This is a genomic window from Streptomyces winkii (genome assembly GCF_032248595.1).
Lineage (GTDB): Bacteria > Actinomycetota > Actinomycetes > Streptomycetales > Streptomycetaceae > Streptomyces > Streptomyces winkii.
Window position 1 is genome coordinate 481,590 of the sequence record NZ_JASTTH010000003.1, and the last position, 24,835, is coordinate 506,424.

Genomic DNA, 24,835 nt, shown 5'->3' on the forward strand with positions numbered 1-24,835 from the left:
CCCGACCCCGGACCGGGCCCGCCGGGCCGTGGCCGTGGCCGTCTGCCCTGTTAGTGGTCCACTCCAATGTTGGTGGGGGCGCCGCAGCCGGACTGCTGGCCCGCGGGGCGCCGGAACGGGGATAGTGGCACTCTGACGCGCACCTGCCGCATGGGAACCGGGATTGAGGGATCGATGGCCATGAACAGCAGACCCACCACGCGCCGTACCGTACTGGCCGCCGCCGTCGCCACGGCGGCCTTCGCGGGCTCTTCGCCGGCCTCCGCGGCGGAGCGGGCCGCACGGCCCGGGCGAGTGGGAGGCGAGAAGTCGAAGATCTCGCTGCGCAGCTGGAGCGCCGCCCGCGACTGGGCGGAGGGCGAGGCCGAGGGGACGCGCGTGGTCCGGCAGGGCCGTCCGGCCGTGATCTTCGACACCCCGCAGGGCACCGCAGAGTACAAGGACCCGCACACCGGCGAGACCGCCACCTGGGAGTACGCCACGTGGACCTCGCCGCTGCGCCCCGCCGGTGTCGCCGCGGGCGAGGTCGTCACGTCCTGGAACGCGCACACACCAAAGGGCACGTGGCTGCGCGTCGAACTCCACGGTGTCTACACCGACGGCACCAAGACGCCCTGGTACACGATGGGCATCTGGACCGCCGGAGACGGCAAGGACGTTCCGCGCCGCACCTCCGTCGACGACCAGAGCGACGGCAAGTCGAGCGTGTGGACCGACACGTTCTCGATCGACAAGCTGGACAGCGGCCTCCGGCTGAAGGCGTTCCAGGTGCGCCTCACCCTCTACCGCGCGCTGGCCGGCGGCGCCGAGCCGGCCGTCTGGCGCCTGAGCGCGATGAGCTCGGACGTTCCCGACCGCTTCACGGTGCCCGCCTCGAAGCCCGGCCCGGGGCGCGGCGTCGAGCTGAAGGTGCCTCGCTACTCGCAGGAGGTGCACAAGGGGCAGTATCCGGAGTACGACGGCGGCGGCGAGGCCTGGTGCAGCCCCACCTCCTCGCAGATGATCCTCGAGTACTGGGGCCGCAAGCCGTCCGAGAAGGACCTGGAGTGGGTCGACCCGGACTTCGCCGACCCCCAGGTGTGCCACGCGGCCCGCTACACCTTCGACTACCAGTACGAGGGCTGCGGCAACTGGCCCTTCAACGCCGCCTACGCGGCCACGTACCGCGACATGGAGTCGGTGGTCACCCGGCTCGGCAGCCTCACCGACGTCGAACGTCTCGTCGCGGCGGGCATCCCCGTCATCACCTCTCAGTCGTTCATCGAGTCCGAACTGGACGGCGCCGGTTACGGCACCGCAGGCCACCTGATGACCGTCATCGGATTCACCAAGGACGGCGACGTCATCGCCAACGACCCGGCCTCGGAGGACAACGACGCCGTACGCCACGTCTACAAGCGCCGCCAGTGGGAGAACATCTGGCTGCGGACCAAGCGCAAGGACGAGGACGGCAAGGTCAAGTCCGGTACGGGCGGCGTGTGTTACCTCTACTTCCCGACCCGGCTGAACTCCGGGCAGCGCCAGGTCCTGCGAAGCCTGGGAATCGGCTGAGCCTGGAATGCGGCTGAGCGCCGCCGCCCGACGGCGGCGCCGATCCACGCCGCCGACCGTCGCCGTACGCGCCCCGTCCACCGGAAGGATCCGGTGGACGGGGCTGCATTCGATCAATTCCGGTCGATTCGGCCGATTCGGTCAACTCCGGTCGTCGTCGGGGGCGTTGCACGACGTGAGTGAGGCCAGGCGGTGCAGGCGCTCCCTCTCCGGGCACGTGTGCAAGGCGTGGAGGGTCGCCCGGCGGCGGTTCAGCCGCCTCAACTCCCCCTGGACGGCCTCCAGTTCGGCCGCGACGAGGTCGCTGAGGGTCCGTTCGCCGGCGAGGACGCGGGCGATGGCCGTCACCGGCGTCTCCAGTGCCCTCAACCGCCTGATCAGCCAGAGGCGTTCGAGCTGCGACGGCGTGTAGCGGCGATGGCCGCCGGCGCTGCGTCCCGCCTCCTTGAGCAGGCCGATCTCGGAGTAGTAGCGGACGGTCCTGACCGGCAGCCCCGAGCGGGACGCCAGCTCTCCGATGCTCAGCGTCTCCTCGGTCGTTCCCTGAGACTCCGGGGTTCGTACCGCCCTCATGTGAGCTTCACGGGAAGGGTCTCCAGGCCGCGGAAGATGAGGCTGTTCCTCCATCGCAGCTGTTCGGGCCGGGTGGCGAGAGTCATGCGCGGAAAGCGCGCGAGGAGTCCGGCCAGCGCGATCCGGCCTTCCAGCCGGGCGAGCGGGGCTCCCAGGCAGTGGTGGATGCCGTGGCCGAAGGCGAGGTGGCCGGGCTGCCCGTGTCCGGCGTCGAAGCGGTGAGCGTCGAAGTCACCGGCGGCGCCGAACCGTTGGGGGTCCCGGTTCGCCGATTCGAGGGCGATCACGACGAACTCGTCCTCGGGGATCTCCACTTCGCCGAGGCGCAGGGGAGCGGTGGTGAAGCGCAGCGTCGTGATGCCGGCCGGGCTCTGATGCCGCAGGATCTCCTCGACCGCGCCGGGCACCAGCCCGGGGTCGGCACGGAGCGCCGCCGCGCGGTCCGGGTCGCTCAGCAGCGCGAGGACGCCGTTGCCGATCAGGTGCGCGGTGGTCTCGTGGCCCGCGGAGAGCAACAGGAAGGCCATCGCGATCAGTTCGGACGTGTTGAGCCGCTCGTCGCCGTCGCCGTCGCCCGCGCGCACCAGGTCGCTCAGCATGTCGTCCGCGGGCCGCCGGCGCCGCGAAGTGACCAGGTCCGTCAGGAAGTCGAGCATCGTGAACGTGGCCTCGTACGCCTCAGGGCCGTAGGCGTACCGGGCGATGACGTCGGACCACGACCGGAACGGGGCGCGGTCGGCCTCCGGTACGCCGAAGAGTTCGCAGATCACCGTCAGCGGCAGCGGAAACGCGAAGGAGCCGAGGAGCTCGACTTCCCGTTCCCCCGTGCGCCCCAGCTCGCTCTCCAGCCCGGTGAGCAGATCGTCGGTGATCTGCTCGATCCGTGGCCGCATCATCTCCACTCTGCGCGCCGTGAACGCCCTGCCGACGAGCTTGCGCAGCCGTGTGTGGTCCGGAGGGTCCCTGTTGAGCATGTGCATCGTGAGCGCTTCGGGGAAGGGCGTGAGAGGAGTTCCCTGTTCGCGCGCCCGGCGCTCGTGCAACGGGGCCGCACGGCGCGAGTCCTTGCTCAACGACGGGCTGGCCAGGGCCTCGCGGGCCTCGTCGTAACGCGTCACCATCCACACGCGCAGCCCGTCGGGCATCACCGCCGCGTGGACCGGGCCCTCGCGGCGCAGCTGCTCGTAGCGGGCGAGGCGGTCGTGGATGAACTCCCCGCCCAGCACGGTCGCCGGTGCGTCGTCGGCACGCGTCATGGACATCCCCCTTGAGCGACCGGCGGCGTGCGCCGGTCGATCGCCGTTCCGGAAGTCGACGGCAAGCTGACCGCAAGCCGTGCTCGGCTCACGCTAGACAGCGGTGCCGGTGCCTCGAACCGGCGAGATCGCCGGTATTCCAGCTCCGGGCGGGAACACGTGAGTTACGGCTGGTCCCGTGCGGCGCCGCGGGGGTCGTCACCGTGGCTGTCCCCGACGCCGTCGCCGGTCAGCGCGAGCCTCACGAGTTCCGTACGGGAGCTGATGCCGAGCTTGCGGAACACCTTGCGGAGGTGGTCGTCGACCGTGCGCGGGCTGATGAACAGCTGCGCCGCCGCTTCCCGGTTGGTGTGGCCCTGGCCGACCGCCTCCACGACTTGGAGCTCCTTCGGCGTGAGCGACTCCAGGGCGTGCGGGTCCCGGCGGCGCACGGTCTCGCCCGTGGCGCGCAGTTCCTCGCGGGCGCGCCGGGCCCACGCCGCCGCGCCGAGCAGCTCGAACTCCTCCAGGGCGGCGCGCAGCCGTGTGCGGGCGTCGGCCCGCCGCTTCCGCCGCCGCAGGAACTCGCCGTACAGCAGGACGGTGCGTGCGCGGTCGAGCGGAAGATCCACCTCGGCGTGCAGGCGCAGGGCCTCCCGGAACGAGCGGTCCGCCTCGTCGCCGTCGGTCACCAGCGCGCGCGTACGGGCCGTCAGCGCCCTCGCCTGGGCGGGCGCCGACGCGGTGTCCCGGGGCATGAAGCGCGCGTACAACTCGTGGGCCTGCTCGGGCAGTCCCGCCCGTACGGCGGCCTCGACATGATCGGGGATCACGGTCAGCGAGACCCGGTGGTGACTGGTCGACATCAAGCCGCGCATGGTCTCCAGATGCAGGGCCGCCTCCTGGCCGTCGCCTTCCGCCAGCGCGAGCCGGGCGAGGGCGCTGCGCACCGTCGCCCCCGCGGTCGCCAGCCGGCGGGCGCCGGCCTGCGCGGTGACCTCGCCGGCGAGCCGCCGGGCCTCCTGCCCGCGTCCGCGTACCGCTGCCAGGGCGGTACGGGTCGCCTGGTGCTGCCACCCGAGATTGGGCTGGCCCGTCTCCGCGGCCAGGTCGTGCCCTTCGCTCACCAGAGCCTCGGCGTGTGCGTAACGTCCGCGCAGCATCTCGTCGTTGGCCTGATACCACAGGGCCCAGGCGAGCGTCCCGGCCGCGCCGAGCGACCGTGCCCGCGCCGTTCCGCGGGTGCGCAGCCGCCGCGCGAGGTCGTAGTCGCCCCGGGCGAAGGCCAGACCCCCGGCTCGTACGAGCAGATAGGGGTCGCCCGTCTCCTCGGCACGTCGGAGATCGGACGCCAGCGACGCGGGGCTCTCGCCCCTGCTGACCGGCGCCACCGCCAGGAAGAGCCGGGCCAGTACGCGATCGCGGCCCTCGCCGGTGTGCGGAAGGCGTGCCATGAGGCGGTCGACCTCCCGCGCCGCTGCCGCGTCGCCCGCGAGGAAGGCGGCCTCTCCGGCGGAGACGAGGATGCGCACGCACAGCCGCGGATCGCTCTCCGCGGCCTTGTCCGCGGCGGACAGCAGGATCGCCAGGGAGTCGGTCGCGACACCGCCGCGCAGCTCGATCATTCCGCGCAGATACCGCATCCGCAGCTCCACCGCCGGGGAGGCGCCGCTGAGTTGGTCGGCCCGGTCGGCGAGGCCGCGGGCACGTACGAGGTCGCCGCCCGTCCAGGCGGCGTCCGCCGCGGCGGCCAGACGGCGGGCGCGGTCGGGCTCGTCCGGGCTCAGCTCCGCCGCACGTTCCAGCGCGGTGGCCGAGGCGCCGTGCCCGGAGCGCCGCAGCGCTCTGCCGGCCGAACGCTCCAGCTCTCGCGCGACGTTCTCGTCCGGCCCGTCCGCGGCCTGCGAGAGATGCCACGCCCTGCGGTCCGCCTCGCGCTCGTGGTCCGCCAGCACGCCGGCGAGCGCCGCGTGCGCTGCGCGCCGGGCGTGCGGGGCGGCGTCGTGGTAGGCGGCGGCTCGGACCAGCGGATGACGGAAGACGACCGTGGAGCCCTCCACGCGTACGAACCCCGCCAGCTCCTCCGACTCCAGCGGCGCGCAGCCGACGCCGAGCGCGCCGGCCGCCCGCCGGATCGTGGCCAGATCGCCCGGGCCCTGCGCCGCGCACAGCAGCAGAAGGCTCCGCTCTGCGGGATCGCGCTGCCTGATCACGCGGGAGAAGACCCGCTCCAACTCGCCTGCCAGCGGCAGGGGATCGGGCAGCGCGTCGCGTCCGTGCAGCTGCCGCTCGGTGAGGGTTCCGGGGATCTCCGCCAGGGCGAGGGGATTGCCGCCGGTCGCCGCCACCAGCCGGTCCCGGACCGCCGGTGACAGGTCCTCGCCCCAGCGCGCGTCGAGGAGCTTCGCTGAGTCGCCGGGGGCGAGCCCTCGCAGACGTAGCTCTTCCATGCCGGTCGCGACCGCCGGTTCGCCGTGCCGCGAGGCCGCGAGCAGCACCACCGGCTCGCTGCCGAGCCGCCGGGCGACGAACGCGAGCACCTGGGCGGAGGGTTCGTCCACCCAGTGCAACTCGTCCACCAGACACAGCACGGGCCGCTCGCCGCCGAGGTCGGAGAGCAGGGTGAGCACGGCCGTCGACACCAGGAAGCGGTCGGGGGCCGGTCCGGCCTTCCGGCCGAGCGCGATGCTCAGCGCGTCCGCCTGCGGCTCGGGAAGCTGCCCCATTCCGTCCAGCACCGGGTGCAGCAGTTGGTGCACCGCGGCGTAGGGGAGCACCGACTCGGCCTCGCTGCCCCGGGCGTGAAGCACTCGCAGATCTCCGGCCCGCGACCGCGCGAAGGCGAGTAACTCCGTTTTCCCCGCGCCGGGTTCGCCCACCAGCACGAGCGCGCCGCCCGCTCCGCCGCGGCCCGCGGCGAGCATCCCGTCGATCGCGGCCTGCTCGGCACCGCGCCCCCACAACATGCGCCGAGTCTAGATTCCGTGCGCTTCCTGCCTCGTCGGCGAGGCTTCCGTAGCCGCGCCCGTACGGACCCGCGGCCCGCCACACGAGACGCCGCGGATCTCGTATTGCCTCACGGCGCCGTGTCCGGGAGTGTTTCGGCCATGCGCGCACTTCCTCTCTTCCCCGCGTCGTTGGTCGGCAGCTATGCGCAGCCCGAGTGGCTCATCGACCGGGCGAGGCTGGCCGACCGGTTCCCTCCGCGAGTCCGCGCGCGCGAGTTGTGGCGTGCGGACCCTGAGCACCTGGCGGAGGCGCAGGACGACGCGACCCTGCTCGCCGTACGGGCACAGGAGCGGGCGGGCCTCGACGTCGTCACGGACGGGGAGATGCGCCGGGAGAGCTACTCCAACCACTTCGCCACCGCGCTGGAGGGCGTGGACATCGACCACCCCGGAGAGGCGCTGGACCGGAGCGGCCACCCCAACCCCGTCCCGCGCGTCGTGGGGCCGATACGGCGCCCCGAGCCGGTGCAGGCCGCGGACGTGCGCTTCCTGCGCGCCAACACCGACCGCGTCGTCAAGGTCACCGTGCCTGGGCCGTTCACGATGTCGCAGCAGGCGCAGGACGACCACTACGGCAATCCCGAGGCGCTGGCGATGGCCTACGCGGAGGCCGTCAACGCCGAGGTGCACGACCTGTTCGCCGCCGGGGCCGACATCGTGCAGATCGACGAGCCCTACATGCAGGCACGCCCCGAACCCGCGCGGGAGTTCGGGCTGAAGGCGCTCAACAGGGCGCTGGAGAACGCTCCCGGGACCACGGCCGTGCACATCTGCTTCGGCTACGCCGCGATCATCCACGAACGGCCCTCCGGCTACTCCTTCCTTCCCGAACTCGCCGACTGCGCCTGCGATCAGGTCTCGATCGAGACCGCCCAGTCCAACCTCGACACCTCGGTGCTCAAGCACCTGCCGGACAAGACGGTGATACTCGGCGTCATCGATCTCTCCGATCACGCGGTGGAGTCCGCCGAGACCGTGGCCGCGAGGGTCCGCCGAGCGCTGCCGTACGTGGACCCCGAGCGGATCGTCGTCGCGACCGACTGCGGCATGAAGTACCTGCCGCGGCAGTCCGCGGAGGGCAAGCTCCGCGCGATGGCCGGCGCCTCGGAGATCCTGCGCGCCGAGTCCGGCCGCTAGAACCCCTGGAACCCGGACCGGCTCTCGCCGGTCCGGGGCCGGTTGCTCCTAGCCGCTCACCTGGTGCGTGGCCGCGCTGCGGTAGCCGGTGTAGGTGTACGGGTTGTCCAGCACCTTGGTCTCGGGGATCTCGGGATTCATCCCCTGCCGCCACGCCTCCTCGCCGAGGGCGCCGCGCAGATGCTCGACGGTGGCCTCGACCGTGCGGCGGACCGCGGGCAGGTCGGCGCCGACGAGCCGGTGATCGTGCTTGACGACCCTGCCGTCGACCAACACCGTGTGCACGTCCGCCCGTTGGGCCTGGAAGGCGACGTGTCCGTACGGGTTGAGGAGCGGGAACATCGCGGGGGAGTGGTCGTTCTTGATCAGTACGACGTCGGCCTTCTTGCCGGGCTCGATGCTGCCGACGGCGTCGTCCAGCCCGAGCGCCCTCGCGCCTCCCCGGGTCGCCCATTCGACGACCTGGTCGGCGCGCAGACGGCAGTGCGTGACCGTCTCGCCCTCGGCGTGCGCCTCCAGATGCTCGCGTGCCCGGTCGGCTCCGAGCGTCGCGCGCATGGCGGAGAAGAGGTCGCCGCTCCACCAGGCGCTGGTGTCCATGGAGAGCGCCACGGGGATGCCGTGCGCCCTGAGCGCCCACGTGGGCGGGTAGCCCTGCCCGCAGCTCTGCTCGCTCTCGGTCGACACCGAGACCGTTCCCCCGGTGGCCGCTATGCGGTTGTAGGAGTCGGGGCTCAGCGTCGCGGCGTGCACGTACACGGTGCCGGGAGTCATGAAGCCGTGGTCGTGCATGAGTCGGATGCTGTCGTCGTTGGTCGCGCCCCACACGCCGGCGTGCGTCGTCACCGGGGCGCCGAGGTCGCGCGCCACCTCGAACGCCGCGCGCTCGGGGAACTCCGGATCGCCCGTCACGTCGAAGGCCATCTGGAAGCCGAGCATGTCGCTTCCGCTGAAGCGCCTCTCGACGAACGCGCGGAATTCCGCCGTTGCGGACCACTCCCACGGCGCGGCCTGGATGTTCCCGTACGCGAGGACGAACCGCCCGGGGACCGCCTCCAGCGCGTCGACGGCGGCCTCGGCGTGGTCGGTCGTCTGGAGGCCGTGCGACCAGTCGACGGTGGTGGTCACGCCGGCGTCGATCGACTCGACCGCAGACAGCAGGTTCCCGGCGTAGACGTCCTCGGGACGGAAGACCTTGCCGTGTTCGAGGTAGTACCAGACGAAGTACTGCGTCAGGGTCCAGTCCGCGCCGTACCCGCGCATCGCGGTCTGCCACATGTGCCGGTGGGTGTCGATCATGCCGGGCATGACGATGCCACCGGCCGCGTCGATCTCGCGGGTTCCCTCGGGGACCTCCAGCGCCCGCCCGACCGCCGCTATGCGCTCGCCGGTCACGAGCACGTCCGCGTCGGTGAGCACCGTCCTGCTGTCGTCCATCGTGAGAACGGTGCCGTGACGGAGCACGACCGGACGTCCTGTCTCTGATGTCTGCTGAGTCCAACCGTCGGTTGTCATGTCTGTCCCCTCCACCACTCCACCCCTCCACCAGAGTTCTGGCGGCGGCTACTTCGCCGTGGCGCCGTACGGCACGAGCATCTGGGACGTCCGCACGACGCTGACCGCGGCGATCCCGAGGACGGGCAGCAGCGTCAGCTGCCACAGCCCGGCGCCGCCCCACCCCAGCCGGCCGACCAGCCAGGCGAAGACCAGGCCGGAGAAGGCGGCGCCGACGTAGTAGGTGAGCATGAACATCCCGGCGCCGCGGCCGACATGCTGCGGCCGGACCGCCCGCTGCATGGCCGTGGTGCAGTTGGTGAACAGGACGCCGCTCGCGAACGTGCCGATGAGGAAGGCCAGTACGTAGTGCCCCGGCGGCGTCGTCACCACCTGGTAGGCGAGGAACGTGCACACGCCCGCACCGGCGAACCCGGCGGCCAGCAGCATGCGCTGGTCGTAGCGGTCGCCCAGCCAGCCGGCGGGCAGCGCCATCATGGCGCCGAACCCGGCCATGGACAGCGCGAACGCCGCCTCGCCGGCGGCGAATCCGAGCTCCTTGGCGAGGAACGTGGGGTAGAGGCCGAGGAAGCCGTAGAAGACCAGGCCCGAGACGGCGCAGGCGACGCCGAGACCCAGGGTGTTGCGGTTCACCGGGTTCGCGGGCACGTGGTCGTAGGTCCGCTCCGAGGAGTCCTGCGCACCGGTCACCACCTCGGTCAGCTTCTTCGAGACGACCGCCACGATGAGCAGCGACATCACGACGCCGGCGGCGGCGAAGACGTAGAACGGCCCGCGCCAGTCGCCCCACGCCGAGACGATCTGCGTGCCGACGAGCGGGCCGAGGAAGATGCCGAGGCCGAACGAGACGCCGACGACACCGGCGGCCACCGCCCGCCGGTGGAAGAAGAACGCGCCGACCACCGCGTACAGCGCCGCCGCGTGCACGCCCTCTCCGACGCCGGAGATCAGCCGGTAGGCGCTCATGTCCACGAAGCCGCCGGCCAGCGGAACGCCGACCGTGCCCGCCGAGTACATGAGGACGGCGATCACGAGGATGTTCCGCCGCGAGAGCCGGTCGGCGAGGAAGCCGCCCGCGAGTCCGGCCGCTGCCAGGCCCAGCGTGAAGCCGGTGGCCAGCGTGCCGCCCTGTTCGAGGCTGAACCCGAACTCGTCGCTGATGTCCGGCAGCAGCGGGTAGAAGATCTGCCGGTCCATCGCGTTGAGCATGTACGAGAGGCACAGCACCCCGAAGCCGACGGCGACGACTCTCGGCGTGGTCGCGGACCTTCCCTGCGCGGTTCCCGTATCCACCTGCTGCTGCGGAACGCTCGTCACGGCGTGCTCCTCGCGGTGTCCGGTGTGCGGACAATCGTCCGTGGAGCAGTAAAGTACGAGCGGGCCTGTGGGCTGTCAAGGTCACGGGACGGCGGTCACGCGCCACGTGGTTGACTGCAAGTCCGCGAGGCTCGCGACCGCGCGTCGGGGGCCCTGGAACGTGTCGACCGAGACGCAGCCAGCAGCAGGAGTGCCGATGCCCCGCCGTGACCCTGACCCCGACTTCATCGAGTCCATCGCCCGGGGCTTCGACGTCATCAAGGCGTTCGACCCGCACAGGCCGGTGATGTCGCTGAGCGAGGTCGCCACGGCCGCGAAGCTCGCGCGTCCCACCGCGCGCCGCATCCTGCGCACGCTGGAGTCGCTCGGGTACGTGCGCGCGGCCGACGCCGGCTTCGCCCTCACGCCCCGGGTTCTCGAACTCGGCCTGACGTACGTCCAGGGCATGGGGCTGTGGGAGGTGGCGCGGACGCATATGGAGCAACTCGTCGCGCGGACGCACGAGTCGAGCTCCATCGCGCAGCTCGACGGCTCCGACATCGTCTACGTCGGCCGGGTCGCCGTGCCCAAGATCATCACGCTGGCGGTGCAGATCGGCACGCGATTCCCCGCCCCGGCGACGTCGCTCGGGAAGATCCTCCTGGCCGATCTCGGCGAGGACGAACTCGAGCGCACGCTCGCCGAGCCGAGCCGCGCGGGCGTCGTCGCCAAGTGGCAGCCCGAGCGGGCCGAACTGGACCGCGTGCTGCGCCAGGTGAGGGCGCGGGGCTGGGCCCTGACCGACGAAGACCTGGCCTCCGGCATCCGCTCGATCGCGGCGCCGCTGCGCGACGGCACGGGCAGGGTCGTCGCCGCCATGAACGTCACCGTCCACGCGGCCGAGACCTCGGTGGAGACGCTCACCGGGGAGTACCTGCCCCTGCTGCGGGAGACCGCGAGCGCGGTGAGCGCCGAACTCGCGGTCTACGACGCCCTGCCGCGCGCGGTGGTCGAGCCCGAGGTCTCCTGACCCCGCCCGACCCGTACCGACGCCCGGCCCCTCCCGGCTCCCGGTGCGCCCTTGACATCCGCTCGCCCGCGCACCGATGCTTTCCGAGTCCGGACAGTTGTCCGGAGAGCGGGCAGGAGGGCTCTCTTGGTGGATGTCATGGCGGGTGACGCACATCCGGAGCAGGACCGGGGCCGGGGGCCCCTCGCCGGGCTGCTCGTCGCCGACTTCTCCCGGATCCTGGCGGGCCCGTACGCGAGCATGCTGCTGGCGGACATGGGAGCCGAGGTCGTGAAGGTCGAGGGCCCGGCCGGCGACGACACCCGCACCTGGTCGCCCCCGCTCCGTGGCGATGTAGCGACGTACTACCTCGGCATGAACCGCAACAAGCGCTCCATCGCGCTGGACTTCCGCGACGCCGAAGACCGCGCCGTCGCACAGGAGTTGGCGGCCCGCGCCGACATCCTGCTGGAGAACTTCCGCCCGGGCGGCCTGGTCAAGTTCGGTCTGGACTACGACAGCGTCGCGGCGGGGAATCCGGCCGTGGTCTACGCGTCGATCAGCGGCTTCGGCTCCGGCGGCGGCGCCGCGCTGCCCGGCTACGACCTCATCGTGCAGGCCATCTCGGGGCTGATGAGCCTGACGGGCGACCCCGACGGCCCGCCGTACCGCTCCGGGATCTCGGTGTTCGACGTGATGTCCGGCATGCAGGCCGCCATCGGCGTGCTGGCCGCGCTGGAACACCGCAACCGCACCGGCCGCGGGCAGCACGTCGAGGTCAACCTGCTCTCCACCGCCCTGTCGGGGATGGTGAACCACACCAGCGCCTACGTCGCCGGCGGCGTCGTCCCGCAGCGCATGGGCAACGCACACCCCAGCCTGTTCCCTTACGAGCCGCTGCCCACCGCCGACGGCGATCTGATCGTCACGGCCGGGAACAACGGGCAGTTCGCCGCCCTGTGCAAGGTGCTGGGCGTCCCGGAGCTGGCCGCCGACCCCAGGTTCGGCACCAACCAGGAGCGCACGGCCAACCGCGAACAGCTCCGGCCGCTCCTCGTCGAACGGCTGCGGACGCGGGGGCGGATGCACTGGTTCCGCGAACTTCTCGACGCGGGCGTCCCGTGCGGGCCCATCAACACGGTCGAGGAAGGCGTGGCGTTCGCCGAACAGCTGGGCCTGGACCCGGTCGTACGGGTCGGGGAGGGCGAGCGCGCGGTCCCTTCGGTGCGCAACCCGATCACCTTCTCCGAGAGCCCCGCGCGCTACGACCTGCCGCCGCCGGGGCTCGACGAGCACGGTGAGCAGCTGCGCGCCTGGCTCACCTCGCCGCGCCGCTGACGACCGGACACCCAGACCGCCGAGGAGGGCACGCAGTGGACAACGGCTCATCGCCCAGCGCACCGTCGTACCCCACGTCGCTCGGTACGTCGGACGCCGAGACGATCTCGCTGCTCGGGCACGACCTGGCCGGCGACCTGATGGGGCACGTCGGCTTCGGCGAGCTCGCGATGTGGATGGTGACGCAGCGGCGCCCCACCTCCGGTCAGGTCCGCCTCTTCGAGACGGTGCTCGTGGCCCTCGCCGACCACGGGTTCACGCCGACCGCGATCGCCGCGCGGCTGACCTATCTGTCCGCACCCGACTCGCTTCAGGGCGCCCTGGCGGCGGGCCTGCTCGGCGGCGGATCCCGGTTCCTGGGCGTGACGGAGGACTGCGGCCGGTTCCTCAGCGGCGTACTGGAGGAGCACCGCGCCGAAACCCCCGAGGACCCGGAGGACGAGGCCGGCTGGGACGCGCTGGCGCTGTCGGCGGTGAAGCGGACCCGTACAGCGGGACGCTTCGTGCCGGGGCTCGGCCATCCCGTGCACAAGGAACGCGACCCGCGCACCGCGCGGCTGCTGGCCGTCGCCGACGAGGAGGGCCTGAAGGGCCCGCATCTGCGCCTGTTCGAGGCCGTCGGCCGCGTGCACTCCGAAGTACTGGGCAGGCGCCTGCCACTCAACGGCGCCGGCGTGTGCGGTGCCGCGCTGGCAGACCTGGGCCTGCCGGTCGACCTGCTGCGAGGGTTCGCGCTCCTCGCGCGCACCGCGGGACTGCTCGGGCAGCTGGCCGAGGAGACCCGCCGGCCGGTGGCCGGCGACATCTACCTGTCCGTGGACCGCAACGCGACCTCCGTGGCTCCGGACACCGCCTGACACGACATCCCAAGGAGCAACCATGGCCGAGGTCGTCGCGGTTATCGCCTCCACGCACCACCCGTTCTACTACCGGGCGAGCACGTCGACGGGAGAGGAACGTCCGCCCTTCGCCGACGAGTGGGTGGCGAAGATCGAAAGGTTCCGCGAGACGCTGACCCGCGCCAGGCCGGACGTCCTGGTGATGGTGGGCAGCGACCACTTCCACCAGCTGTGGCTGGACAACATGCCGCAGTTCCTCGTCGGGAAGGCGCCCTTCTACGACGGGAACTTCTACAACGAGGAGCGGGAGTTCGGGCTTCCCCGGATGCTGCTGACCGGGCACGAGGAGCTCTCGGGGCACATCCTGCGGCAGGGCCTGGACGCCGGGTTCGATCTCGCGTTCAGCGACGAGCTGCGCATCGACCACAGCATCACGTGCCCCGTCATCACGCTGCGCCCGGAGGCGGACCTCCCGATCGTCCCCGTCTACACGAACATCTTCGCGCCGCCGCTCCCTCAGCCGAAGCGCTTCGTCCAACTCGGCCGCGCCATACGGGAGATCGTGGAGTCCTGGCCCTCGGACCAGCGGGTGGCGATCATCGGCACGGGTCATCTGTCGCTGGAGCTCGGAGGCCCCCGCCAGTTCGGCGAGCACGGCCCGGACCCGGAGTTCGACCGCAAGGCCGTCGACTGGATCGCCAACGGCGACCTGGAGGGCTGCCTGTCCGAGGTGAGCCTGGAGAGCCTGCACGCTCCGGGGAACGCGACCCACGGCTTCATGGACTTCATGCTGATGATGGGCGTCGCCGGTGAGAACGCCAAGGCCGACCACGTCGACAGCCTTGACCTCTTCCACACCATGGAGGCCTACTTCACCTGGTATCCGAACGGAGCACCGGCATGAGCAAGTACCTGGTCGACAAGTTCCTCTACACCATCGACCGCGACCCCGAACTCGTCGAGCGCTACCGGGACGACCCACGTGGGACCGTCGAGTGGTGGGAGGCCACGCGCGCGGGCACCATCCTGGGCTGCGTACGGGCCGAGACCACGACGTGGCTGGCGTTCGAGCCGGAGGAGCGCGAAGCGCTCGCCGCGCACGACTACCCGCGCCTCTTCGAGCTCGGCGCGCATCCCTTCCTCACCCTCACGCTGTTCATCGCGATGTTCGAGCGCGACCACGAACCGCTGGGATTCCAGAAGGAGTACGCACGCCGGCTTCAGCACTTCACGCTTCCCTACCCCGACTACGCGACGTGAGGGCGCGGTGCGAGCAGCCCTCATCGAACGCCACGGCACGGCACCCGTGCTGCGGGAGCGTCCGCCGCCGCGGGGCGCCCGGGATCACGCGCTGATCACCACGACGGCGGTGCCGATCACGCCGCTGGACGTCCTGTGCGCCACGGGCACGTCGTACTTCGGGCCGCCGCAGCTTCCCTACGTCCCCGGCGTCCAGGGAGTCGGCGTCGTCCATGACGCCGCCGGGCTGCCCGGCGGTACGCGGGTGTGGTTCCCGACCGCCGCCGGGATGGCCCCGGGCGACGGCAGCATGGCCGAGCAAGTGCTGGTCCCCGAGACCGAGTTGACACCGCTCCCGGGCGGCGTCGAGGACACCCTCGTCGCCGCGCTGGGGCTGTCCGCGATCGCCGCATGGACGGCCCTGACCTGGAAGGGCGCCATGCGAGCCGGTGAGAAGGTCCTCGTCCTCGGCGGGGGCAGCGTCGTCGGGCAGGTCGCGATCCAGGCGGCCCGCCTCGCGGGCGCCGGCCGGGTCGTGGCCGCCTCCCGTTCGCGCCGCGCACAGCAGCGGGCGGAGGCGTGCGGGGCGCACGCCGTCGTCGCGCTGCACGACGACGACGATCCGGACGAGCTGGCCGCCAGGCTCGCCGACGCCGGCGCACGCGACACCGACGTGGTCATCGACCCGCTGTGCGGCGTGCCGGCGACGGCCGCCGTGCAACTCCTCGCTCAGGGCGGCAGGTTCGTCAACCTCGGAAGCTCCGCAGGCGAGACGGCGAGCTTCGCCTCCGCCGTCGTCCGCAGCCGCTCAGCGCGCATTCTCGGCTATACGAACAACGAGATCGGCACGGAGCAGAAGGGGGAGGCGCTGCGCTCCCTGCTCCGGTACGCGGCGGACGGACGCCTCACCGTCGACCACGAGGTGGTGCCCCTGGACGGGCTGCCCGGCGCCTGGGAGCGGCAGGCGCAGGGGACGGCCGAACGGCGCGTCGTCGTCGACCTCACCGGGCACCGCGAGGGCGCGCCCTCCGGTGCCCGGAAGTCCGCCGATCGCCTTGCCCAGCACGGGAGTTGAACGTACGGGCGGTGCGGCGGCGCGCCTCGCGCGCGCACTCCGCCCGTCCGCCCCGGTTATCCGCTCGCGACACATCGCGTTACGGGAGGGGTCTGCTGTGGTGGGATACCTCGCATGGCTTCTCGTGTGCTGCACCTCCTGGGCTGCGCGGCTCCGCCCGTGGTCGACCTCGTCGATGTCGTGTGGCGCGCACAGGCCGACGGCTGGACCGTCTGCGTCGGTCTCACGCCGACCGCCGCGGGGTGGCTCCAGGACCAACTCCCCGCACTGGAGGGGCAGACCGGATATCCGGTGCGCCACGTCCCGCGGACGCTCGGCGGCAGCGAGCTGTGGCCGCCCGCGGACGCGACCGTCCTCGCCCCGGCGACGCTGAACAGCGTCAACGCCTGCGCGCTGGGCCTGACGACGAACTTCGTGACCGGCCGCGTGATCGAGGCTCTCGGCAGGCGGTGGCCGCTCGTGGTGATGCCGTGCGTCAACAGCGCGTACGCCACGCACCCGCAGTTCGGGGGCAGCATCGAGACGCTGCGGGGCGCCGGGGTGCGGGTCCTGTTCGGCGAAGGGGGCTTCCAGCCGCACCCGCCGGGGGAGGGCGACCGCAAGGGCTACCCGTGGGCGCTGGCGCTCGATCAGGCGCGCACGCTGGCGAAGTAGCCCCGCAGCGCGCGGACCTGCGCGGGGCCACCAGGGGCCGGCTCCGTGCGGTGTCAGTACCGGACGTGCTTGCCGCCGTCCACGATCACCGTCTCTCCGGTCACCAAGTCCATTCCCAGCAGCCCGAGTACGGCCTGCGCCACATGCTCCGGGCCTGCCGTGCGCCGCAGCGGCACGCTCCTGCGCTCGGCCTCCGCCCGCTCCGCGAAGCCCTCCTCGCCGTGCAGTCCGGTCTGCCAGCGGGTCGCGACCGTGCCGGGGGCGACGGCGTTGACCCGTACGTCCGGGGCGAGGGCGCTCGCCAGGTTGCGCGTGAGCTGAAGCATCGCGGCCTTGCTCACGCCGTACGCGATCGAGGAGCCGCCCGCGCGGTAGGCGGAGATGGAGGAGACGTTGACGACCGCTCCCGCCGCCTTCCGCAGCGCGGGCGCGAAGGCCCGCACGGCGCGGAAGGCGCCCACGACGTTGACGTCCAGCAGCTCGTGCCAGACGTCGTCGCCGAGCCCCTCCAGATCGGCCTCGGGGACGGGACGGGTGGTGCCCGCGTTGTTGACCAGGACGTCCACCCGCCCGAACCGCTCCAGGACCGTCCCGGCGAACTCCCGCACGGCCGCGTCGTCGGACACGTCCGCCCGGGCCGTCAGGACCTCGCATCCCCGCGAGGCGCCGTCGCGGGCCAGGGCGTCCGCGGCGTCGGCCGACCGCGTCCAGTTCGCGGCGACGCCGCGCGCGCCCGCGTCGGCGAGCGCGAGCGCCGTGGCCCGCCCGATGCCCGTGCAGCCGCCGGTGACGACGGCGACCTTGTCGCGCAACTCCATGACGCTCTCCGCTCTCCCGCTTCACTCGTGCCAGGGGCCGCGTGCCCGGCCCTGCTCCCGGCGTCTCTCCGCGCCCCCGGCGCCGTTCCGTGCTCGTCCGCGTCAGTCCGTCTCCGCCGCGGGCGGCGTCGGCTTGGCGGGTTCGGGTCCGCCGGGGCCGGCCGGTGCGTACTCCTCCAGGGTCACGTCCATCTCACGGGACTCCTTCGAGTACAGGAACGCCACGAGCGACACCGCCGCCGTCGCCGCCATGAAGGCCGCCACGAGCCACGGGTCGCCGCCCGCGTAGCCGAGCAGCGCGGCGGCGATGAACGGCGAGAACCCGGCGAGCGCCGCACCGATCTCGCGTGACGCGGCGAACCCGGTGTAGCGCACGCGCGCCCCGAACAGCTCGGCGTAGAAGGCCGGCTGGACGGCGATCATCGGCGCCAGCCCGAGGGAGGTGGCGATGATCAGCGCCAGCCAGATGACGACGGGCACACCGGTGTCCAGCAGCAGGAAGAACGGGTACGCGAAGAGGCCGGTGAAGATCACGCTGAAGAGGTTGAGAGGCCTGCGCCCGATGCGGTCCGACAGCGCGCCGTACACGGGCTGAAGCGCGATCACGACGAGCCCGAAGGAGATCACCCCGGTCAGCGCGACCCACTTGGGCTGTTCCACCTGGACCGTCACGTACGACACCGAGAACGTCGCGTAGATGTAGACGACCGAGGTGTCGCAGATGTGCGCGCCGATCCCCACGAGGAAGCTGCGCGGATAGCGGCGCAGCGCCTCGCGCACCGGCAGCCTCACGACGCTCCGGTTCTCCTTCATCCGCCGGAAGACGGGGGATTCGGCGACGCGCAGCCGCAGATAGAGCGAGACGGCGATCAGCACGAAGCTGAAGAGGAACGGCAGCCGCCACCCCCAGGACTGCTGGCTCGCCTGCGGAAGCATCCCGACGAACAGGAAGACGACCATGCCCAGCACGAGCCCCGCCTGCACGCCCATCTGCGCGAACGAGGCGTAGAAGCCGCGCCGCGGGGCCGGTGCGTGCTCCGCGAGCAGCGTCGAGGCACCGCCGAACTCGGCGCCCGCGCCCAGCCCTTGGCACACGCGCATCAGCGTCAGCAGCACCGGTGCGGCGAGCCCGATCGAGTCGTAGGTGGGCAGCAGGCCGATCACGCCGGTGGACAACCCCATGACCAGCGTGGTCAGTACGAGCGTCGAGCGCCGCCCGATGCGGTCGCCCAGCGCACCGAAGAAGAAGCCGCCCACGGGACGGAAGATGAACCCGACACCGAAGGTGGCGAGCCCGATGAGCGTGCCCATGGCCGGGTCGTCCTGGACGAAGAAGAGGTCGTTGAAGACGAGCACGACGGCCGTGCCGTAGATGAAGAAGTCGTACCACTCCAGCGCGGTGCCCACGACGGACGCCGTGACCACACGCCGCAGTTCGCTGTCGTTCCGTGTGTTCCTCGTGGTCGGGGGTGGTGCTGCCTGGGACATCGTCGTCTCCTCAAGGATCTGCGTGGTCCCCCTGGTTGCCGTGCGGCGCGGGCCGTCCACCGTCCTGGCCGTCCCCGTCGGCGGCGCCCTTGAGCGCCAGCAGCTCCTCCCACGTCCCCTGCGGGAGCGGGATGCCGTGCCGGCGCCGGTACCTTCGCGTTCGCTCCTCCGGCTCCCCGGGAACCAGAACCTCCTCCGCGCCGGCGGAAGGCTCCGTCCGGGCCAGCGCGGCACAGAACTCCTCGGTCTGCGTGCGGAATTCGGCGAGCGGCACGAACGCGTCGATGCGCACGCCGATCAGCACCGTGCCGAAGTGCCCTTCGTAGCCGGGCATGCTGGAGATCCCCGCGCGGCTGAGCAGACCTCCGACGATCTCGATCACGACGCTCAGCCCGTAGCCCTTGTGACCGCCGAAGGGCAGCAGGGCGCCGCCCCGGTAGAAGTCGTCCGGGTCGCGCGAGCCCGTACCCGAGGCGTCGATCAGCAGCCCCTCGGCGACGGACAGTCCTCTTGTCCGCGCGAGGGCCAGCTTGCCCTCGGCGACGGCCGCCGTCGCCCAGTCCATGACGAGCGGCGCCCGGCCCTCCGCGCGGGGCAGGCCCCAGGACATCGGGTTGGTCCCCAGACGGCGCTCCTTGCCGCCGTACGGGGCGACCGTCGGGTCGGCGTTCGACAACGCCAGGGCGACGAGGCCCTGTTCGGCCAGGCGGCCGGTGTACTCGCCGAGCCTGCCGACGTGGTTGCAGTTCTGCACGGTGACGACCCCGACCGCGAACTCCTCGCACAGAGCGAGCAGTTCGTCGGTCGCAAGGCCGGCGGCGAGCTGCCCGAAGGCGCGCTCACCGTCGATGACCGCCGTGGCGCCCCGCCGGGTGAGGACGCGCCCGGTCCTGCCGGGGTCGATCAGCCCTTCGCGTACGGCCGCGAGGTAGCCGGGCAGCCGCCGCACGCCGTGCGAGTCGTGTCCCAGCAGGTTCGACGCCACCAGCGAGTCCGCCACGGAGCGCGCGGAGCGCGGCGCCAGGCCGGACTCCTCCAGCAGCCGCGCTGCCAGAGCTGTCAGCTCCTGCGCCCCGGTCGACCGCTCGCGGTCGCTCCCTGTCTGCGTACGCACGTTCCTGCCGCCTTCGCCACAGCTCGGTGTTCCGCCTGATCGGTATTCCGCCTGAAGGAATTCCGTTCCGGAAAAACTCGAAGTGCCGAGATGCTGCCACAGCCTCCTGCCGCTGGGAACCCACCTCGCAGCAGGAAGCTCAAGCAGGAACGGGCCGAACGTTGCTCACGTATGGGGAATTTCCGGGCTTTCCCGCACGCACGCCCCCGCCGGCGGGGCTGGCTAGACTGGGCGGATGGCCAGTGAGGGGCGGCGCACGGCGGCGGACAAGACGCTCGATGTGCTCGAAGCACTCGCGCAGCACCGCAGCATCGCCGAGATCTCCGAGGTCACGGCGCTGCCCAAGCCCACGGTCCACCGGATCTTGCAGACCCTCGTCGAGCGCGGCTTCGCCCGCTCGCTGGGCCGCGGCAGCTACGCCAGCGGCCCGCGCACGCTCACGCTCGTCGGCAGCCACCAGCGCGAGGTCGACCTGCCGAGACAGGCGTGGCCGACCCTGGAGGAGCTGCGCGACGAGACGAACTGGACGGTCCACTTCGCCCTGCTCACCGGCGACGAGGCCGTCTACGCCGCCAAGTTGGAGGGCGACAAGCCCTACCGGCTGGCCTCGCGCGTCGGCATGAGCCTCGCCCTGCACTCCACGTCGGTCGGGAAGTCCGTACTCGCCTCCATGCCCGACGAGTCGGTGCTCGCGCTCCTCAAGCGCACGGGCATGCCCGCGCGTACGGAGCGCACGCACACCGACCCGGCGAAGCTGCTCGCCGAGCTCGCGACGGTACGAGCGCGCGGCTACGCGGAGGACCACGAGGAGAACGAATCGGGTGTCATCGCGGCCGGGGCCCCCGTCTTCGACCACTCGGGCCTGGCCATCGGCGGCATCAGCGCCGCGGCCCTGAGCAACTTCTCGGACGGTACGTCGCTTTCGGGCTCAGGGGAGGCCGTCGCCGCCGCGGCCAAGCGCTTCTCGCTGACGCTCGCGGCCCCCGCCCACCGCTGCGGGCTCACGCCGCACCGGCCCGACGCCGGGTGACGGGGCCGCGGGCATCGTCCGCGGCAGACTCTTCCGTGTAAGCACTTGAACTCATTACGCTGCCCGCGTGCCCACCGAGCGACCCGCACCCGCCGAACCGCCCAGGACCGCCGACGGAGACGGCTTCCGCTTCCGTGCGGGGCGGCCGAGCCTGGATCTGTGTTCCACGGTGCTGTGGCGGCACGTCGCGCCCGTCGAGCAGTTGGAGCGCCCCGAGGACCTGTCGCGGTGGCTGGTGGGGGCCGGGCTCTGGACGGGCGCGAGCGCGGTCTCCGAGTCCGATCTGCGCGCCGCCCGGTCGCTGCGCGAAGCGCTCTACGGGCTCTTCCTCGCGCGCATTCACGGCCGTCCGCTCGCGGCAGGGGTCCCGGAAGGGACTGCGGACGGGATCGCCGTCGTCAACCGCGCGGCGGCGCGACCCGATCCGGCGCCGCAGCTCTCGGCGGACGGTGAACTGCGCCTGCTCACCGGCGACCAGGCGTCCGCGTCGCTGTCCGCCGTGGCACGCGACGGCATCGACCTGCTGACCGGTTCCCTGGCCGGGCGCCTCCGCGAATGCGCCGCTGACGACTGCGCGTTCCTCTTCGTGGACACGTCCCAGCCGGGCCGTCGGCGCTGGTGCGCGCACAGCCGCTGCGGCAACCGCCAGAACGTACGCGACCACCGTGCCCGGCAGCGCCGCGGCGGTGAACGGACATGACGCAGAACGCGGACGGGACGCAGAGCACGGACGCAGCGCAGAACGCGGACGGGACGCGGGACGCGGACGCGACGCAGGGCAACGCCGGAGCGGCGGCCCCGGCCCGCGGTTCGGGCCGCTCGCGCCTGCTCGGCGGCGCCGTCGTGGGAAGCCTGGGTGTCCTGTGCTTCAGCGGCACCGCCCCGGTGAGCCGGATCGCCGCCCCGGTCTTCGGATCGGGCACGCTGACCGCCGCGCGGATACTGATCGCGGCGGCCCTGGGCGTCGCGACGCTGGCGGCGACGCGCCGGCTGCGCTGGCCGGGCCGCAGGTGGCTGCCCGGTCTGCTGATCGCCGGACTGGGGCAGGCGGTCGGCTACCCGCTCTTCCTCGCGCTGGCGGTCGAACGCGTACCGGCCCACCACGGCGCGGTCGTCGTGGGGTTGCTGCCCGCCGCCACCGCGGTGCTCGCCGCGATCCGAGGGGGAGAGCGTCCGGCCGCGAGATTCTGGGCGGCCTGCGCGATCGGACTCTGCGCGGTGATCGCCTTCGCGATCGTGCAGGGCGGAGGCAGCCTGCACGCGGCCGACGGCTGGCTCGTCGCCGCCGTGCTCAGTGCGGCCGTCGGCTATGTCGAGGGCGCACGCGTGGCCCGCGGGATCGGAGCCGTGGCGACGGTGTGCTGGGCCATGATCCTGCTCGCCCCCGCGTGCGCCGTCGCGCTGGTCGTGCTGTTCCCCGTACAGGCCGCCGGGAGCGCCGCACCGTCGGCCTGGGCGTGCCTCGCCTACGCGGGAGTGGCCAGCATGTTCCTCGGCTCGCTGGCCTGGCTGTACGGACTCGCGGCCGGCGGAACCGCCCGCGTCGGCCAACTCAACCTGGCCCAGCCGTTCTTGGCGATCACCTGGTCGGGGCTGCTGCTCGCGGAGAGGATCACCTGGGCCGTACCGGTCACGGCCGCCGTCGTTCTGGGCTGCATGGCCGTGTGCCTCAACACCCGCCCGGACGCGGGCGTTCCGCGCGCCGACGGCACGCACTGACCTCGGCGCGCGCACCCGTCGGGCCACCCGGCCGGTCCCGCCCGGGTGCGCCCTTCGAAAGCCGAGACGAGGGGCGCGGGCGCGGCTCCGCAGTTCCGTGCTGCTCTACACGCTCAGCTTCCGGGCACCGGGAGGACCGCCCCGACGCCGGGCAGCAGGTTCAGAGGTGGTCGCGGGGAATGGTGTATTCCCAATTGCGGGAGCGCACGCGGCGGTTGCCCTCGTACGCATCCATCGTGGCGTGCAGATAGAAGTTCGACACGTCGGACGTCAGCACCGTCCGCGTCGTCGTACGCACGTCCCAGTCGTCCCGGGTGAAGCCCATGACCCACTCGATCTCGCCGCACACGGACCCGAAGTCGTCTCCCGTCCAGCGGTAGCGCTCGTACGCCCGGCGGGTCACCTCCAGGTCGATGTCCTCCATGTACAGGACGCCGAGGTCCTTGACGACCTCCAGCGCCGACCCGTAGTCGACGAGATCACGCGAGACGGTCCAGCGCTGCTCGCCCGGCCTGATCACCTCGCTCGGCAGCGGCGGCGCGCCCTCCGGCTCCCCGAAGAGCGGCGTGGGCAGCTCGTCGGGCTCGACGATCGGGCGGATCGGCAGTTCGAGCTCGCTGTCCTCGGGATGCACGGTCATCCGCACCGGCTCCGGCGGCGGCCATGCCAGCGGCCAGTACGAGGTCGACAGGGCGATGCGGATCCGGTGCCCCGCCGGGAACGCCTGTGCCACACCGTTGAGTTGGACGCGGACGCGGTAGCGCCGACCCGGTTCGAGGTCCTCGGGCTCGGCGTGGCCGTTCCGGTGGGTGAGGTTGAGCAGCCCGTACGTGGCCCGCGTGGCCCGTCCGTCGGGCGCCACGTCGGAGAGCCGGACGGCCACCATCGCCACGGGCCGGTCCACCTCCAGCGTCGCGTGCAGCACCGGTCCGCCGAGGATCTCGCAGCGCTCGCTCAGCGGCTCGCTCTCGAAGACGAGGGAGCCGCCGTCCTCCTCGCGCTGGTCGTACGGCAGGTCCGGAGGGGCGTTGTAGGAGCACCACTTCCCGGCGAACTGGCCCACGGACAGCGGCGATTCCACGCTCAGAGGCGGCGAGGTCAGCCGCTCGCCGGGCCGTCCGATCCGGTGCTCCCCGAGCGGGTGCTGTACGCGCCGCACGTGCGGCGAGAGCCAGCCGGGCTCTCCCACCCAGCGCCCGGGGCGCTCGTCGTAGGCGGTGGACGGCGGCATGCTCTCCTGCATCCACGTGCACAGCATCGGCGCGTCCATCACGCCGTTCTCCTCGTCCTTGAGCCAGTGGTCCCACCAGCGCACGAGCTCCTGGAGGAAGCCGATGGCCGGACCCGGCACGCCCAGGTGCGGGTACTTGTGCGACCACGGGCCGATCAGGCCCCGGCGGGGCACGTCGAGCCGCTCCAGCAATCGGAAGACGGCGTTGGAGTAACCGTCGGCCCAGCCGCTGACGGCGAGCACCGGGCACTCGACGTCGGAGTAGTCCTCGCACACGGAGCCGTGGCGCCAGTACGCGTCGCGCGGCTGGTGATCGAGCCACTCGGCCAGCCACGGGCTCATCCCGTCCAGCCGCTCGTGCCACATCTCCCGCCACTGCGGACCCACCACCTGGGGGTCGGGCGGGCACGAGACGTAGGCGAGCATCGTCGAGGCCCACGACAGGTTGTCGCTGAGCAGGCAGCCGCCCATGTAGTGCACGTCGTCGGCGTACCGGTCGTCGCTGCAGCACAGGGCCGCGACCGCACCGAGGCCCGGGGGCCGGCGCGCGGCGAGCTGGAGCGCGTTGAAGCCGCCCCAGGAGATGCCCATCATTCCGGTGCGCCCGTTGCACCAGGGCTGCTGGACCATCCACGCGAGGACGTCCTCGCCGTCGCGGAACTCCTCTTCGAGGTACTCGCCGGCGAGCAGGCCCTCGGAGTCGCCGCTGCCGCGCAGGTCGACCCGCACGCACGCGTAGCCGTGCGCCGCGAGATACGGGTGGTTGACGGAGTCCCGCAGCGCGGTGAGATCGCGCTTGCGGTAGGGGATGAACTCCAGGATCGCGGGGACCGGTTCGGTGTCGGAGGAGACGGGGCGCCAGATCCGTCCGGCGAGGCGCGTCCCGTCCCGTGCCGGGATCCAGACGTGCTCCTCCTCCTTCACGGCGTGCGGTCCGGAGCTGACCTCCTTCATTCCCGTGGTCCG

21 protein-coding genes are annotated in these 24,835 nt (G+C 72.2%); 12 read left to right on the forward strand and 9 right to left on the reverse strand.

What is annotated here, in order from left to right; genetic code table 11:
• The first annotated feature begins 180 nt into the window (after window positions 1–180).
• Window positions 181–1,551: a peptidase C39 family protein gene (locus QQM67_RS10650; protein WP_314173447.1), complete on the forward strand. Its 1,371-nt coding sequence runs from the start codon at window positions 181–183 to the stop codon at window positions 1,549–1,551.
• 141 nt (window positions 1,552–1,692) lie between these two features.
• On the opposite strand, the gene QQM67_RS10655 is transcribed toward QQM67_RS10650, so the two are convergent.
• The 3 genes from QQM67_RS10655 to QQM67_RS10665 form a co-directional block, all read right to left on the reverse strand.
• The gene (locus QQM67_RS10655) at window positions 1,693–2,124 is read right to left on the reverse strand and encodes a helix-turn-helix domain-containing protein (RefSeq protein WP_314173448.1); all 432 of its coding nucleotides are present in this window, start codon (window positions 2,122–2,124) and stop codon (window positions 1,693–1,695) included.
• Complete coding sequence (locus QQM67_RS10660; RefSeq protein WP_314173449.1) at window positions 2,121–3,380, reverse strand: cytochrome P450 family protein; 1,260 nt, start codon at window positions 3,378–3,380, stop codon at window positions 2,121–2,123. Before QQM67_RS10660 ends, QQM67_RS10655 begins: the two co-directional genes overlap by 4 nt.
• 164 nt (window positions 3,381–3,544) lie before the next feature.
• Window positions 3,545–6,325: a helix-turn-helix transcriptional regulator gene (locus QQM67_RS10665; protein WP_314173450.1), complete on the reverse strand. Its 2,781-nt coding sequence runs from the start codon at window positions 6,323–6,325 to the stop codon at window positions 3,545–3,547.
• Window positions 6,326–6,466: 141 nt separating this feature from the next.
• Between QQM67_RS10665 and QQM67_RS10670 the strand changes: the two genes are divergently transcribed.
• Complete coding sequence (locus QQM67_RS10670; protein ID WP_314173451.1) at window positions 6,467–7,504, forward strand: uroporphyrinogen decarboxylase family protein; 1,038 nt, start codon at window positions 6,467–6,469, stop codon at window positions 7,502–7,504.
• Between the two features lie 48 nt (window positions 7,505–7,552).
• On the opposite strand, the gene QQM67_RS10675 is transcribed toward QQM67_RS10670, so the two are convergent.
• Window positions 7,553–9,019 (reverse strand): amidohydrolase family protein, encoded by a 1,467-nt coding sequence (locus tag QQM67_RS10675; protein ID WP_314173452.1) that lies wholly within the window; start codon window positions 9,017–9,019, stop codon window positions 7,553–7,555.
• Between the two features lie 48 nt (window positions 9,020–9,067).
• Window positions 9,068–10,336 (reverse strand): MFS transporter, encoded by a 1,269-nt coding sequence (locus QQM67_RS10680; RefSeq protein WP_314173453.1) that lies wholly within the window; start codon window positions 10,334–10,336, stop codon window positions 9,068–9,070.
• A gap of 196 nt (window positions 10,337–10,532) precedes the next feature.
• Here QQM67_RS10680 and QQM67_RS10685 point away from each other — a divergent pair, with 196 nt between their 5' ends.
• From QQM67_RS10685 to QQM67_RS10715, 7 genes are all read left to right on the forward strand, one after another.
• Complete coding sequence (locus QQM67_RS10685) at window positions 10,533–11,345, forward strand: IclR family transcriptional regulator domain-containing protein (protein ID WP_314173454.1); 813 nt, start codon at window positions 10,533–10,535, stop codon at window positions 11,343–11,345.
• Between the two features lie 138 nt (window positions 11,346–11,483).
• The gene (locus QQM67_RS10690; protein WP_314173763.1) at window positions 11,484–12,662 is read left to right on the forward strand and encodes a CaiB/BaiF CoA transferase family protein; all 1,179 of its coding nucleotides are present in this window, start codon (window positions 11,484–11,486) and stop codon (window positions 12,660–12,662) included.
• Window positions 12,663–12,697: 35 nt separating this feature from the next.
• On the forward strand, window positions 12,698–13,519 hold the full coding sequence (locus QQM67_RS10695) for a citryl-CoA lyase (RefSeq protein WP_314173455.1): 822 nt from the start codon (window positions 12,698–12,700) through the stop codon (window positions 13,517–13,519).
• 22 nt (window positions 13,520–13,541) lie between these two features.
• Window positions 13,542–14,405, forward strand: coding sequence for a DODA-type extradiol aromatic ring-opening family dioxygenase (locus tag QQM67_RS10700; protein WP_314173456.1), 864 nt, complete (start codon window positions 13,542–13,544; stop codon window positions 14,403–14,405).
• Complete coding sequence (locus QQM67_RS10705) at window positions 14,402–14,761, forward strand: hypothetical protein (protein ID WP_314173457.1); 360 nt, start codon at window positions 14,402–14,404, stop codon at window positions 14,759–14,761. Before QQM67_RS10700 ends, QQM67_RS10705 begins: the two co-directional genes overlap by 4 nt.
• A 7-nt stretch (window positions 14,762–14,768) precedes the next feature.
• A complete protein-coding gene (locus QQM67_RS10710; protein WP_314173458.1) occupies window positions 14,769–15,815 on the forward strand; it encodes a quinone oxidoreductase family protein in 1,047 nt (348 codons plus the stop codon).
• 114 nt (window positions 15,816–15,929) lie between these two features.
• A complete protein-coding gene (locus QQM67_RS10715) occupies window positions 15,930–16,469 on the forward strand; it encodes a flavoprotein (protein WP_314173459.1) in 540 nt (179 codons plus the stop codon).
• Window positions 16,470–16,522: 53 nt separating this feature from the next.
• Here the strand turns inward: QQM67_RS10715 and QQM67_RS10720 are convergent, their stop codons facing one another.
• From QQM67_RS10720 to QQM67_RS10730, 3 genes are all read right to left on the reverse strand, one after another.
• On the reverse strand, window positions 16,523–17,287 hold the full coding sequence (locus QQM67_RS10720; RefSeq protein WP_314173460.1) for an SDR family NAD(P)-dependent oxidoreductase: 765 nt from the start codon (window positions 17,285–17,287) through the stop codon (window positions 16,523–16,525).
• 102 nt (window positions 17,288–17,389) lie between these two features.
• Window positions 17,390–18,775 (reverse strand): MFS transporter, encoded by a 1,386-nt coding sequence (locus QQM67_RS10725; protein ID WP_314173461.1) that lies wholly within the window; start codon window positions 18,773–18,775, stop codon window positions 17,390–17,392.
• 10 nt (window positions 18,776–18,785) lie between these two features.
• Window positions 18,786–19,889, reverse strand: a complete 1,104-nt coding sequence (locus QQM67_RS10730; RefSeq protein WP_314173462.1) for an Ldh family oxidoreductase — start codon at window positions 19,887–19,889, stop codon at window positions 18,786–18,788.
• A gap of 235 nt (window positions 19,890–20,124) precedes the next feature.
• Between QQM67_RS10730 and QQM67_RS10735 the strand changes: the two genes are divergently transcribed.
• The 3 genes from QQM67_RS10735 (at window position 20,125) to QQM67_RS10745 (ending at window position 22,638) form a co-directional block, all read left to right on the forward strand.
• Window positions 20,125–20,919 carry an IclR family transcriptional regulator gene (locus QQM67_RS10735; protein WP_314173463.1) on the forward strand — a complete coding sequence of 265 codons (795 nt, stop codon included), beginning with the start codon at window positions 20,125–20,127 and terminating at the stop codon, window positions 20,917–20,919.
• Between the two features lie 67 nt (window positions 20,920–20,986).
• The gene (locus tag QQM67_RS10740; RefSeq protein ID WP_314173464.1) at window positions 20,987–21,619 is read left to right on the forward strand and encodes a CGNR zinc finger domain-containing protein; all 633 of its coding nucleotides are present in this window, start codon (window positions 20,987–20,989) and stop codon (window positions 21,617–21,619) included.
• Window positions 21,616–22,638, forward strand: coding sequence for a DMT family transporter (locus tag QQM67_RS10745; protein WP_314173465.1), 1,023 nt, complete (start codon window positions 21,616–21,618; stop codon window positions 22,636–22,638). Before QQM67_RS10740 ends, QQM67_RS10745 begins: the two co-directional genes overlap by 4 nt.
• Before the next feature lie 160 nt (window positions 22,639–22,798).
• Here the strand turns inward: QQM67_RS10745 and QQM67_RS10750 are convergent, their stop codons facing one another.
• Window positions 22,799–24,823 (reverse strand): CocE/NonD family hydrolase, encoded by a 2,025-nt coding sequence (locus QQM67_RS10750; protein WP_314173764.1) that lies wholly within the window; start codon window positions 24,821–24,823, stop codon window positions 22,799–22,801.
• Window positions 24,824–24,835: the final 12 nt, after the last annotated feature.